The organism is Curtobacterium sp. MEB011 (assembly GCF_030209655.1).
In the GTDB taxonomy this organism is placed as follows: Bacteria; Actinomycetota; Actinomycetes; order Actinomycetales; family Microbacteriaceae; genus Curtobacterium; species Curtobacterium poinsettiae.
In genome coordinates this window covers 1-13,074 of the sequence record NZ_JARVRN010000004.1, presented here as the reverse complement: position 1 = coordinate 13,074, position 13,074 = coordinate 1, and the positions used below count along the sequence as shown (strand labels likewise).

The 13,074-nt window shown below is 71.6% G+C and carries 11 protein-coding genes; 7 read left to right on the top strand and 4 right to left on the bottom strand.

The annotated features are described in order from the left end of the window. From ispD to rlmB, 3 genes are read left to right on the top strand one after another with little or no spacing between them, the layout of a single operon-like run. A complete protein-coding gene (gene ispD, locus QRN30_RS05700; protein WP_489181449.1) occupies positions 1–1,281 on the top strand; it encodes a 2-C-methyl-D-erythritol 4-phosphate cytidylyltransferase in 1,281 nt (426 codons plus the stop codon). A gap of 32 nt (positions 1,282–1,313) precedes the next feature. Next, on the top strand, positions 1,314–2,723 hold the full coding sequence (gene cysS, locus QRN30_RS05695) for a cysteine--tRNA ligase (protein WP_042539317.1): 1,410 nt from the start codon (positions 1,314–1,316) through the stop codon (positions 2,721–2,723). Between the two features lie 28 nt (positions 2,724–2,751). Beyond that, positions 2,752–3,762 carry a 23S rRNA (guanosine(2251)-2'-O)-methyltransferase RlmB gene (rlmB, locus tag QRN30_RS05690; protein WP_017888063.1) on the top strand — a complete coding sequence of 337 codons (1,011 nt, stop codon included), beginning with the start codon at positions 2,752–2,754 and terminating at the stop codon, positions 3,760–3,762. A gap of 434 nt (positions 3,763–4,196) precedes the next feature. Here rlmB and QRN30_RS05685 read toward each other — a convergent pair whose 3' ends face one another. Together QRN30_RS05685 and QRN30_RS05680 are read right to left on the bottom strand one after the other, a co-directional pair. Beyond that, the gene (locus QRN30_RS05685; RefSeq protein WP_017888062.1) at positions 4,197–5,504 is read right to left on the bottom strand and encodes a DUF4032 domain-containing protein; all 1,308 of its coding nucleotides are present in this window, start codon (positions 5,502–5,504) and stop codon (positions 4,197–4,199) included. Between the two features lie 84 nt (positions 5,505–5,588). Next, positions 5,589–6,689: an ABC transporter ATP-binding protein gene (locus QRN30_RS05680; RefSeq protein WP_017888061.1), complete on the bottom strand. Its 1,101-nt coding sequence runs from the start codon at positions 6,687–6,689 to the stop codon at positions 5,589–5,591. Positions 6,690–6,932: 243 nt separating this feature from the next. On the opposite strand from QRN30_RS05680, the gene QRN30_RS05675 reads away from it, so the two are divergent. After that, positions 6,933–7,865, top strand: coding sequence for a DsbA family protein (locus QRN30_RS05675; protein ID WP_017888060.1), 933 nt, complete (start codon positions 6,933–6,935; stop codon positions 7,863–7,865). Between the two features lie 102 nt (positions 7,866–7,967). On the opposite strand, the gene ypfJ is transcribed toward QRN30_RS05675, so the two are convergent. Continuing rightward, the gene (gene ypfJ, locus QRN30_RS05670) at positions 7,968–8,861 is read right to left on the bottom strand and encodes a KPN_02809 family neutral zinc metallopeptidase (RefSeq protein WP_284760612.1); all 894 of its coding nucleotides are present in this window, start codon (positions 8,859–8,861) and stop codon (positions 7,968–7,970) included. Between the two features lie 100 nt (positions 8,862–8,961). On the opposite strand from ypfJ, the gene QRN30_RS05665 reads away from it, so the two are divergent. Then, positions 8,962–10,104, top strand: a complete 1,143-nt coding sequence (locus QRN30_RS05665; RefSeq protein WP_284760611.1) for a glycerol dehydrogenase — start codon at positions 8,962–8,964, stop codon at positions 10,102–10,104. Between the two features lie 13 nt (positions 10,105–10,117). Here the strand turns inward: QRN30_RS05665 and QRN30_RS05660 are convergent, their stop codons facing one another. Next, positions 10,118–10,921, bottom strand: a complete 804-nt coding sequence (locus QRN30_RS05660) for an NAD(P)H-hydrate epimerase (RefSeq protein WP_284760610.1) — start codon at positions 10,919–10,921, stop codon at positions 10,118–10,120. Here QRN30_RS05660 and QRN30_RS05655 point away from each other — a divergent pair. Then, a complete protein-coding gene (locus tag QRN30_RS05655) occupies positions 10,920–11,705 on the top strand; it encodes an alpha/beta fold hydrolase (RefSeq protein WP_042539307.1) in 786 nt (261 codons plus the stop codon). The genes QRN30_RS05660 and QRN30_RS05655 overlap by 2 nt on opposite strands. A 53-nt stretch (positions 11,706–11,758) precedes the next feature. Then, positions 11,759–12,790, top strand: a complete 1,032-nt coding sequence (locus QRN30_RS05650) for an aldo/keto reductase (protein WP_056071789.1) — start codon at positions 11,759–11,761, stop codon at positions 12,788–12,790. Positions 12,791–13,074 lie beyond the last annotated feature (284 nt).

The window sequence follows — 13,074 nt, the reverse complement described above, 5'->3', positions numbered from 1 at the left end:
CTGAACGCTGAACCACTGAGCGCGACAGCACGAACGACGACCGCACGGTTCCCCGACGGGGTGGACCGGGCGGTCGTCGTCGTTGCAGCGGGGTCCGGCACCCGGCTCGGCATCGGGACGGCGAAGGCGTTCGTGCCCGTGGCCGGTTCGCTGATGCTCGCGCGGGCACTCGAGCCCCTGTTCGCGTTGCCGTCGCCGACGCTCGTCGTCGTGGTCGCACCGGCGTCGCACCTGGACGAGTGCCGGCAGGTGGTCGGTTCCGTCGCGGGTGCTGCGGTCGCGTACACGGCCGTCGTGGCCGGAGGCGCGGATCGCCACGGTTCGGTCGAGGCCGGCCTGGCCGTGCTGCCGGACTCCGTCACCACGGTGCTCGTGCACGACGCGGCACGGTGCCTGACACCCGCGGCGCAGTTCGCGCGGGTGTTCGACGCCGTCGCCGCCGGGGACGGTGCGGGCGTCGTGCCGGCACTCCCCGTCACGGACACCGTGAAGCGCGTCGACGGTGACGTCGTCGTCGAGACCGTCGACCGTGCCGCACTCGTCGGGGTGCAGACGCCGCAGGGCTTCCCCCTCGCCGCACTCCGGCGGGCGTACGCGGTGTCGTCGCAGTCCGAGACGGACGATGCCGGCGTGTTCCAGGCCGTCGGGGGCACCGTCCGGTTCGTGCCGGGTGACGCCGACGCCTTCAAGATCACGACGCCGTGGGACCTCGGCCGGGCCGAGTCGATCGTGCGGGCGCGGTCCGAAGCCGGTCCTGGTGCTGGTGCTGGTGCTGGTGCCGGTGCGGCGGGTGCCGGCCAGGCGGACGCCGTCGCGGTCCGACTCGGGCTCGGGGTGGACGTGCACGCCTTCGACGACGCCTCGCCCTGCCGCGTCGGGCTGCTCGACTTCCCCGGCGAACCCGGGCTCTCCGGCCACAGCGACGGCGACGCGGTGGCGCACGCGGTGTGCGACGCCCTGCTCTCCGCCGGGGGGCTCGGCGACATCGGCGGCCGCTTCGGCACCGCCGACCCGCAGTACGCCGGCGCCACGGGCGACGTCTTCGTCCGCGGCGCGGTCACGCTGCTCGCCGACGCGGGGCTCGTGCCGGTGTCGGTCACCGTGCAGGTCATCGGGAACCGGCCGCGCATCGGTCGTCGCCGTGACGAGATGCAGGATGCCCTGTCCGCCGTGGTCGGCGCACCCGTGGCGGTGTCCGGCACCACGACGGACGGACTCGGGTTCACCGGCCGCGGTGAGGGGCTCGCCGCGATCGCCACCGCGCTCGTGCGTCCCTCCTGAAACCGCGGCCCCGCGCCGATTAGGGTTGAGGCGTGACCGTTCGCCTCTACGACTCCCGCGCCGCAGCCGTCGTCGACCTCGTGCCCCTGGTCGACGGACACGTGAGCGTCTACGTCTGTGGGCCGACGGTGCAGTCGTCGCCGCACATCGGGCACCTGCGGTCCGCGCTGGTCTACGACATCTGGCGCCGGTGGCTCACCCACCGCGGGTACCGGGTGACCCTGGTGCGCAACGTCACCGACATCGACGACAAGGTCCTCGACCTGGCTGCCGGCACGGACGAAGCGTGGTTCGCACGCGCCTACCGGGTCGAGCTCGAGTTCACCGCCGCGTACAACGCCCTCGGCATCCTGCCCCCGACCTACGAGCCGCGGGCCACGGCGAGCGTGCCGCAGATGCACGAGATCATCCAGCGTCTCATCGATCGCGGGCACGCCTACGCCGCAGACGACGGCTCGGGCGACGTCTACTTCGACACCGGCAGCTGGGCCGACTACGGGGTGCTCACCCGGCAGCGGCGCGAGGACATGGTCGAGGCTGCCGACGCCGATCCGCGTGGCAAGCGCGACGCCCGTGACTTCGCGCTCTGGAAGGGTGCGAAGCCCGGCGAACCGTCGACCGCCAACTGGGACTCCCCGTGGGGCGCCGGCCGTCCGGGCTGGCACATCGAGTGCTCGGCGATGTCACGTCGGTACCTCGGCCCCGCGTTCGACATCCACGGCGGCGGGCTCGACCTGCGCTTCCCGCACCACGAGAACGAGCTCGCGCAGTCCACGGCCGCCGGGGACCCGTTCGCGTCGTACTGGCTGCACAACGGCCTGGTGACGGTCGAGGGGCAGAAGATGTCGAAGTCGCTCGGCAACTCGATCTTCGCCGCGGACTTCATCGGATCTGCTCGTCCCGCGGTCGTCCGGTACTTCCTCGGCGCCGCCCACTACCGCTCGTCGATCGACCACCACGAGGGCTCCCTGGCCGAGGCCGAGGCGGCGTACGACCGCATCGCCGGGTTCCTGGAGCGCGCCGAGCCCCGGCTCGAGGGCGTCCACCTCACCGATGCCCCATCCGTGCCCGAGGCCTTCGCCGCGGCCATGGACGACGACCTCTCCGTGCCCCAGGCCCTGGCCGTGCTGCACGAGACCGTGCGCACCGGCAACGCCGCCCTGGACGCCGACGATGCGGAAACGCTCGGGACCGCGTACCATCAGGTGGCTGCGATGGTGGAGGTGCTCGGCATCGACCCGCGAGCCGCCCACTGGTCGGGCGGCGGCCACGACACCTCGGCAGGCCCGCTCGCCGCCCTCGTCGAACGCCTCGTGCAGGAGCGCGCGGACGCCAGGGCAGCACGGGACTTCACCGCGGCCGACCGCGTGCGCGACGACCTCGCCGCCGCGGGCATCACGATCGAGGACACGCCGTCCGGAACACGCTGGAGCATCGCCTGAACACGGCAGTGCCGAACAGGAGCTACGCATGAAGAACGTCTCGGGAAGCAAGAAGGGTCGGCCCGGCGCCGTCCGCGCCGGTCGCAAGGGCAACAAGCAGGTCGGTTCCGGCGGACAGGGCGCGCAGGCGCTCGAGGGCCGCAAGCCGACCCCGAAGGCCGAGGACCGCCCGTACCACCCCGCGGGCAAGCGCAAGGCCGCGAAGGACCGCTTCGAGGCAGCCAAGGGTCGGCACGGTTCCTCGAGCACCCCGCAGGGTCGCACCGGCCGTCCGCCGGCACGCAAGACCGACGACTCCGAGCTGGTGACCGGGCGCAACTCGGTGCTCGAGGCGCTGCGCACGAAGACCCCGTCGTCGACGCTCTACATCGCGTCGCGCATCGAGGTCGACGACCGTGTGAAGGAGATCCTCGCGCTCGCGAACCACCGTGGCGTGCCGATCATCGAGCTCATGCGTCCCGAGCTCGACCGCATCACCGGGCACGACAGCGTGCACCAGGGCGTCGCCCTCAAGGTGCCGGCGTACCAGTACGCCGTGTCCGAGGACATCGTCGAGCAGGCGTTCTCGCGCGACCAGGTCCCGCTGCTCGTCGCCCTCGACGGCATCACGGACCCCCGCAACCTCGGTGCGATCATCCGCTCGACCGCGGCCTTCGGTGGACACGGCGTCATCGTGCCGCAGCGTCGCTCGGTCGGTGTGACGGCGTCGGCGTGGAAGACCTCGGCCGGTGCCGCGGCCCGCACCCCCGTCGCGATGGCCCCGAACCTGACGCAGACCCTGAAGTCGCTCAAGTCGATGGGCCTGTTCGTCCTCGGCCTCGACGGCGACGGTGACGTGGAGCTCGACGGCCTCGAGCTCGCCGACCGCCCGATCGTGATCGTCGTCGGTTCCGAGGGCAAGGGCCTGTCGCGCCTGGTCACCGAGACCTGCGACGCCATCGTGTCGATCCCGATCTCGAGCGCCACCGAGTCCCTGAACGCCGGCATCGCCGCGAGCGTCACCCTGTGGGAGGTCGCGCGGCGCCGCCGCACCGCGTAGCCCCGGCGCTTCGTCCGCAGCAACGGTCGCCTCCCCTCGTGGGAGGCGGCCGTTCCTGCGTGCGGCGCCGACCGGGGCAGGCCCGACGGGTCAGGACACGTCGGATGATGCCCGCCGTGTGGTCACGAGTCGTCGCTGCGCGACGCCGCAGGCGACGGTTCGTGACCGGCCGACGTGCACCTGTGGGGTGTCGTGACCGCTCGACGTCCAACGGCACCACCGGCGGTGCAGGTGACGGTCTGGAGGGCCGGCACCGGTTTCCGGGACGCACGCCGGGCCTCCAGGCGGTCGCGTTCTCGAACCCCGAGCGGCCACGACCCGTCGGCGGGTGTCGGCCGTGTGGTCACGCGTCGTCGCTGCGCGACGCCGCCAGCGACGGTCTGTGACCAGTCGGCACCCACCCGGCGGGGCGTCGTGACCGACCGGGGACCGCGTCAGACGGTGGCGCGCCAGTCGTCCACGTCGTCGGACTCATCGGCGGCGTCGTCGTCGAGCACCGGGATCGGCACGGTGATCGACGAGGTCGGCGGGTTGATGAGCAGGCGCTCGTCGCGACGGTGGCGGAGCACGTCGTTGATGTACGCGGTCGTGGCCTCTGGCAGGGAGACGGAACGCTCCTCCTGCTGGGACATGAACCAGCGGTGCTCGAGCAGCTCGTGAAACACCTCGGCGGGTTCGAGCCGACCGCGCAGGTCACGGGGGATCGACCGGACGACGGGCTCGAAGACCCGTGAGACCCACTCGTGCGCCACCATCTCCTCGTCGAGTTCGTCACGGCCGTTGCGGGCACGGTACGAGTCGAGGTCGTTGAGCAGGCGCCGGGCCTGGTTCTCGCCGGCGTCGAGCCCGGTGAGCCGCAGCAGTCGGCGCTGGTGGTGCCCGGCGTCGACGACCTTCGGCTGGATCCGGACCTGCGAGCCGCCCTCGGTCGTGTGGATCGACAGTTCTTCGATGTCGAAGCCGAGCTCGTTCAGGCGCTCCACGCGGTCGTTGATGCGCCAGCGTTCCTTGATGTCGAACTGCTCGGTGCCGGTGAGCTCGGTCCAGAGCGTGCGGTACTGGGCGACGATGCGGTTCGAGACGTCCACGGGGTCGGCGTTCTCGTCGAGCCGTCCGCCGGCCTCCAGGTCGAGGAGCTCGCCGGCGATGTTCACGCGGGCGACCTCGAGGTCGTTCTCGCGCTGGCCGTTCGACAGCCCGCCGGGGTAGAGCTTGCCGGTCTCCGCGTCGACCAGGTACGCGGCGAAGGCTCCGGCGTCGCGACGGAACAGCGTGTTCGACAGGGACACGTCGCCCCAGTAGAAGCCGATGACGTGCAGGCGGACGAGCAGCAGCGCGAGGGCGTCGACCAGACGGGTGGCGGTCTCCGGGCGCAGCGTCTGCGAGTAGAGCGCACGGTAGGGCAGCGAGAACCGCAGGTGACGGGTCACGAGCACGGGGTGCAGTGGTTCACCGTCGGCATCGGCGCGGTTCGTGATGACCGCGACCGGGTCCACGCACGGCACGTCCATGCGCTGCAGGGTCCGGAGCATCTCGTACTCGGACCGGGCGACCTCTTCGCCGGTCTCCTTCACCGCGGCGACGTACCCGCTCAGGTGCACGAACCGCACGAGGTGCCGAGAGATGCCCTTCGGCAGCGCGACGATCGCGTCGTCGGGCCAGTCGGCGAGCGGCAGGTCCCACGGCAGGTCGAGCAGGCCGGGGTCGACGGTGGCGGCGGTGATGGACATCGAGTCGGGCACGGTGGTTCCTCTGGTGTCGGGGACAGCCGAGAGCCCGCGTCCGGCCTGGTGAGGCGGGCGCGGGCTCTCGGGGGAGTGCGCTGGTTACGCGCTGACGACGGCCTTGTCGTCGAGGCGGTCGCCCGACTCGGTGTCGAAGGCGTGCACGTGGCCCTGCTTCGGCGTGATGACGATCGTGTCACCGATCGACGGGTGCGCACGACCGTCGACGCGGGCGACGATGTCGGCGCGCTGGCCGTTCACGTCGGCGTGACCGTAGAGGTAGCCGTCGGCGCCGAGCTCCTCGACGACGTCGACCGTGACGGGCAGGCCCTCGCCGGACTGCGACACGACGACGTCCTCGGGGCGGATGCCGACCGTGATCTGTGCGGCACGGGCGTTCGACAGGGTGTCGCGGTCGATCGCGTGGTTGAGCGTGCCGAACTTGATGCCGCCCTCGATGACGTCGGCGGGCAGCAGGTTCATGGCCGGCGAACCGATGAAGCCGGCGACGAACACGTTGTTCGGCTTCTCGTACAGGTCGCGCGGGGTGCCGACCTGCTGCAGGATGCCGTCCTTGAGCACCGCGATGCGGTCACCCATCGTCAGTGCCTCGGTCTGGTCGTGCGTGACGTAGACCGTGGTGACGCCGAGACGACGCTGCAGCGACGCGATCTGCGTGCGGGTCTGGACGCGGAGCTTGGCGTCGAGGTTCGACAGCGGCTCGTCCATGAGGAACACCTGCGGCTGACGGACGATCGCACGGCCCATCGCGACACGCTGACGCTGACCACCGGAGAGCGCCTTCGGCTTGCGGCCGAGGTAGTCCTCGAGGTCGAGGAGCTTGGCGGCTTCCTGCACGCGGGTGGCGCGCTCTTCCTTGCCGACGCCGGCGATCTTGAGCGCGAAGCCCATGTTCTCGGCGACGGTCATGTGCGGGTACAGCGCGTAGTTCTGGAACACCATCGCGATGTCGCGGTCCTTCGGCGGGACGTCCGTGACGTCGCGGTCGCCGATGCGGATCTGACCGGAGTTGACCTCTTCGAGGCCGGCCAGCATGCGGAGCGAGGTGGACTTGCCGCAGCCCGAGGGGCCGACGAGGACGAGGAACTCGCCGTCGGCGACGTCCAGGTCGAGGGAGTCGACCGCGGGACGGTTGCCTCCGGGGTAGAGACGGGTTGCCTTGTCATAGGTGACGGACGCCATGAGCGTTCGGTCCTTCCTTCACCGGCAGGTACGTGCCGGACGATCCGAGTGAAGCGGTGTGCCCGTACGGGCCCCGGACAGTCGTCGTCGACTGTCGAGCTTCATACAACACGAGTTCACCCGGGTGCGCCAGTGTTTTCCCCCTTGGTCGGCTGCTTCCCAGAGCGCCCCACTACAATCGCCGGGTCCGTCCGCCGAGCAGGGGAACGCCGAGCGGACACCGATCAGGAGGACGACGCACCGATGAACAACCGCCCCGAGGGTGCTGCCCGCGCCGCGCGGAACGAGCGCCGTGAAGCCGCCCGCCAGCGAGCCCAGCGTGCCCGGACCCAGCAGAAGCGACGCCAGCGCGGTGTCCGGCTCGGACTGCAGATCGGGCTCGGGGTCGTGCTCCTCGCCGCCGCGACGATCGTCACGCTCGTGCTGGTCGACTCCGTGAAGCCCGCCGGGCCCGGACCGTCGACGATGTCGCAGGGCGGCATCACGATCGGACAGGACCTGAAGCCGGTCACCGCGTCCGCGTCCGGATCGGCCTCTGCTGCCCCGAGCAACGCCGAGACCGACGGTGCCGGGACCGTCCGGATCACCCTGTACGTCGACTACCTCTGCCCCGGCTGCGGCCAGTTCGAGCGGGCCAACGGTGACTACATCAAGGACCTGGTCGACTCCGGGGCGGCCACGGTCGACATCCACCCGGTCGCGATCCTGTCGAACCGCTCGCAGGGCACGAAGTACTCGCTCCGCGCCGCGAACGCCGCTGCCTGCGTCGCCGAGCACTCGCCGAACCAGTTCTACGCGGTCAACCAGGCGCTCTTCGCGAAGCAGCCGGACGAGGGCACGGCGGGCCTGACGGACGCGGAGCTCACCGACGTCGTCACGGGTGTGCAGGGACTCCAGGAGCGCAGCGCCGTCCGGAGCTGCATCACCGACCAGGACTACGCCAAGTGGGTGGACGAGCAGACGTCGAAGGTGTCCGACGGCACCATCCCCGGGTCGACGCTCAAGGAGTTCCCCGGCACGCCGCTCGTGCTCGTGAACGGCCAGCGGTACGAACTGACCTCGCCGGTCACGAACGACGACTTCCGCACCTTCGTGGTGACGGCCGCCGGGACGACCGACGCGACCCCGACGCCCACCCCGAGCGCGACCCCGACGCCCACGCCGACCAAGCGCTGACGTCCGGACGAGCGCTGACGTCCGGACGAGCGCTGACGCGCTGACCACGGACGGGAGGCCCGGTGCCAGCTGGCACCGGGCCTGACGTCCGCAACGGCGCGGCTACAGGGCCGAACCCGGGATGCTCAGGGTGTCGCAGTGCGTCGCACCCTGCTGGTAGCCCCGCAGGAACCAGCGCTGCCGCTGCTCGCTCGACCCGTGCGTGAACGAGTCCGGGTCGACGCGGCCGGTCGAACGCTCCTGGATGCTGTCGTCGCCCACCGCACTCGCCGCCGACAGGGCGTCCGTGATCTGTGTCCGGGTGATCGGCTCGAAGAAGGTCTCGCCGTCCGCGTCCTCGGTGGTCGCGGCGTCGCCGACCCAGGCCCCGGCGTAGCAGTCCGCCTGCAGCTCGACGCGGACACTGTCCGACGACGCCCCCGTGCCGGAGCGGTCGGTGCTCGCGAAGGATCCCTGCAGCTGCTGGATGTGGTGCCCCCACTCGTGCGCGACGACGTACATCTGCGCGAGCGGACCGCCTGACGAGCCGTACTGCGACTGCAGGTCGTCGTAGAACGCGGTGTCCAGGAAGACCGCCCGGTCCGGCGGGCAGTAGAACGGGCCGGTCGCGGCGGACGCCTGCCCGCACGCGGTGTCGGTGGAGTCCTGGAACAGGAAGAACTCCGGCGAGGTGTACGAGATGCCGAGGGATCGTGCCTCGGACGTCCAGTAGGCGTCGAGGGACTCGGCTGCGCCCTCCATCCGGCACTCGACGCGCAGGTTGGCATCCCGCCCGGTCCGGCACTCGGGGGCGGCGTCGGCGGACTCGCCCCCCTGCTGGATCGTCGTCAGGCCGTTGTCGCCGCCGACGATCCCGCTCAGGTCGACCCCCGTGAACTGCAGGATCAGGAACACCACGACGGCGCCGACACCCACGGCACCACCGCCGATCGCCGTGGTGCGACCCCGCCGCTTGACCTTGCCGCCCCGAAGCCGAGCATCGTCGTTGAACGTCATGGCCCCGAACCTACCGATCAGCGGCCCCGCGTACCGTCGGCGGCGTCGGCCACCCCGACACCTGACGTACACCTGTCGTACAACCGGAAGGAACCGCACGATGGCCACTCCCATCAGCACCGTGATGAGCCCCGCCCGCTACGTCCAGGGCAAGGACGCGATCACCCGCGTCGGCGAGTTCATCGCCCCGATCGGCAAGCGGCCCCTGATCGTCGCCGACGACGTGGTCTGGGGCATCGTCGAGACCGCCGTCACCGAGAGCTTCCGGTCCGCCGACCTGGCCGTCGAGCGTGTCGGGTTCGGCCGCTTCGCCACCCCCGAAGCCGTCGACGAGCTCGTCGAGCAGATCGCCGCGAAGGACGCCGACGTCATCGTGGGACTCGGCGGCGGCTCCGCCATCGACGCCGCGAAGGCCGCCGGACACCTGGCCGGCATCCGGTGGGCGAGCGTCCCGACGGCCGCGTCCACCGACGCCCCCACCTCGGCGCTCGCCGTCATCTACACCGCCGAGGGCGAGTTCATCGAGTACCGCTTCTTCCCGCACAACCCGGACCTCGTGCTCATCGACACCAGGCTCGTCGCCAACGCCCCGGTGCAGTTCCTGGTCGCGGGCATCGGCGACGCGCTGGCGACCTGGGTCGAGGCCCGTGCCGCGAAGCGTGCCAACGCCGACACCATGGCCGGCGGCCTGCAGACCCAGACCGGCGTCGCGCTGGCCGAACTGTCGTGGAAGCTTCTGCACGAGAACGCCCTGCAGGCCATCGAGGCCGTCAAGTCCAAGGTCGTCACCCCCGCGCTCGAGAAGGTCGTCGAGGCGAACACGCTGCTGTCCGGCCTGGGGTTCGAGTCGGGCGGGCTCGCCGCCGCCCACGCGATCCACAACGGGCTGACCGCCGCTCCGCAGGCCCACGGCCTGGCGCACGGGCAGAAGGTCAACATCGGCACGATCGCGCAGCTCGTGCTCGAGGGCGCCCCGGCGGAGGAACTCGAGGACTTCGTCGTCTTCACCACGAAGGTCGGCCTGCCGAACACCCTGACCGAGATCGGCCTGACGGTGGACGACCGCGACGTGCTGCAGGCCGTGGCCGAGGCGGCGACGGTGGAGGGCGAGACCATCCACAACATGCCGTTCCCGGTGACGCCGGAGCTCGTGGTCGACGCCCTGGTCGCGATCGAGGGCATCGCGCGCAGCATCCGCGCCGAGCACGGTCTGCCGGAGCCCGTGCTGTACGAGCACCACTGACCCCGGCGCGGGATCAGGTGCGGATCAGCGGTTCCATCGCCGCCAGGTCCGCACCGATCCCGACGTCGACGAGTTCGATCCGACCCGCGAGGGTGGCGGCGGGTCCGGTCAGCAGTCCGGCCTTCACGCCGCCGAACGTGACGGTGACGTCGGCGTGCAGGACGTGGTCGTCCGCGACACCGCCGGTGTCCACGTCGACGCCGCTCGGCACGTCGACTGCGACGACGAACGGCGCGCGCTGGTCGCGGGCGAGCTCGCGGATCGCGTCCACGACCTCGCGGGCGGGGGACCGCAGTGCGGTCGCGCCGTGCACCCCGATGCCGAGGATGCCGTCGAGCACCAGGTCGGCCTCGAGTGCCGCCTCGGTCGCGACGTCGGCCAGGCGCTCGCCGTCGCTCCGGCCGGCTGCCCGCAGGATGTCGGCCGCTCCGCCCGCGTTCGGTCCCGAGGTGCCGGACGCGCCGTCCAGCAGACGGGCGCCGGCGTCCAGCGCCGCTGCCAGGCCGGCCTCGTGGACACGGGAGCCGACGCGCAGGACCGCCACGTGCCTCCCGGCTGCTGCCAGGCGAGCACCCGCGAACAGGGCGTCCCCGCCGTTGTCGCCGCTGCCCGCCAGCACGAGGACCGATCCCGGCCCGTCGATCGGCCGCACGGCCGGGTCGTCCAGCAGGTCGCCGACGATCCGCGCGAGCCCTGCGGCGGCTCGCTGCATGAGCGGTTCCCCCGCGTCGAGGTGGGGGCGTTCCGCCGCCCGGATCTGATCGCCGCCGTAGCCGTCCATGGCGACCACACTGCCCCGATACGCTGGAGAGGACATGTCACTCGTCCCCGAAGCGCCCCGCCCCCGGTTCGTGATGTCGCCCGACGGGCTGCGACTCGCGACCTACGACTTCGGCGACCCCGACGCCCCGGCCGTCATCGCGGTGCACGGGTTCGCCTCCGGCGCAGTGCTCAACTGGCACGCATCGGGCTGGACGCGACACCTGGTCCGTGCCGGCTACCGCGTGCTGGCGCTCGACCAGCGGGGGCACGGCGCGAGCGCGAAGCCGCACGATCCGGGTGCCTACTCGATGGACCTGCTCGTCGCCGACGTCACCACGGTCATCGACACGTACTTGCTCGACGACGTCGCGTACCTCGGCTACTCGCTCGGCGCCCGCGTCGGCTGGCACACCGCCGAACGCCTGCCGGGCCGGATCTCGCGAGCAGTCTTCGGCGGGATCCCGGACGCCGACCCGATGCGCCGCGTCCGCGTCGACCAGGCGAAGGCCTACATCGCCGACGGCACCCCGATCGAGGACCGCGTGACGAACGGCTACCTGACGATGGCGGGCAACGTCGAGGGCAACGACCTCGGCGCGCTCGTGGCCATGGTCGAGGGGATGCGGAACAGCATCGAGCCGACCCCGCAGAACGCCCCGGCGCAGCCGCTCCTGATCGCGGCCGGCAGTGAGGACGGCATCCGCGACAGTGCGGTCCGGCTCGCCGAGGCCGCACCGGACGCCACCTTCTTCGAGATCCCGGGGCGCAACCACTTCAACGCACCGACCTCGCGGCCGTTCCGCGAAGCGGCGCTGCGGTTCCTGTCCGCCCCGCGCTGAGGGGTACTCGTGGGTCCCCTCGGTCGGACCCCACCGGGCGTACCGTCCCCGCCATGGACTACAGACTCCTCGGCAACAGCGGGACATCGGTGTCGACGCTGACCCTCGGCACCATGACGTTCGGCAGCGAAGCCGACGAACCCACCTCACACGCCATCCTCGACGCCTTCGTGGCCGCCGGTGGCACGCTCGTCGACACGGCGGACGTCTACTCCGGCAACGAGTCCGAGCGGATCATCGGCCGCTGGCTCGCAGCACACCCCACCGAGGCGGCGCAGGTCGTCCTCGCCACCAAGGGCCGGTTCCCGCAGGGCGACGGTCCGAACGACCTCGGGCTGTCCCGACGACACCTGCGCGTGGCCCTCGACGCCTCGCTCGAACGGCTCGGCGTCGACCACATCGACCTGTACCAGATGCACGCCTGGGACGCCCTGACCCCCATCGACGAGACCCTGCGGTTCCTCGACGACGCCGTGTCCGCCGGCAAGATCGGCTCGTACGGGTTCTCGAACTACCTCGGCTACCAGGTCACCAAGGCCGTCTACGAGGCGAAGGCGCACGGCTGGGCACCGCCGGTCACCCTGCAGCCGCAGTACAACCTGCTCGTCCGCGACATCGAGCACGAGGTCGTGCCCGCCTGCCTCGACGCCGGCATCGGCCTGCTGCCCTGGTCGCCCCTGGCCGGCGGCTGGCTGTCGGGCAAGTACCAGCGCGACGAGGCCCCGTCCGGCGCCACCCGCCTGGGCGAGAACCCGGAGCGCGGCATGGAGGCGTGGGAGGCCCGCAACGGCGACGAGCGCACGTGGGAGGTGCTCGACGCCGTCTCCGAGGTGGCCGACGCCCACGACGCGTCGAAGTCGCAGGTCGCACTCGCCTGGCTGCTGGCCCGGCCCGCGGTCACGAGCGTGATCCTCGGTGTCCGCACCCTGTCGCAGCTCGAGGACAACCTCGGTGCCGCGGACCTGGTGCTCACCGACGACGAGCTCGCCCGGCTGACCGACGCCAGCGCTCCCCGCATCGACGACTACCCCTACGGCACGGCCGGCGTCGCGCAGCGGGAACGGAAGATCACCGGCGGGCGCTGAGCCGGCGGGCGCTGAGTCGGCGGGCGTCGGCCGGACCGCGCCGTTTCGCGTTCGTGCACATCGTGCGGATTTCCGCGGATGTGGGGTCAGGGTGTGGACGCGCGGGTCGGTGAGGTGTCATCCTCGTCGCACGACCGGCTGGTTACCGCGTCCAGCGCCCGGAACGCCCCCTGATCCGCGTTCCGTGTGCCGATGCCCCGGGCGAGACTTCGCCCGGGGCATCGCTTCGTCTGGGGCCGGCAGCGGGACTTGAACCCGCAACCCCCGTATTACAAGTACGGTGA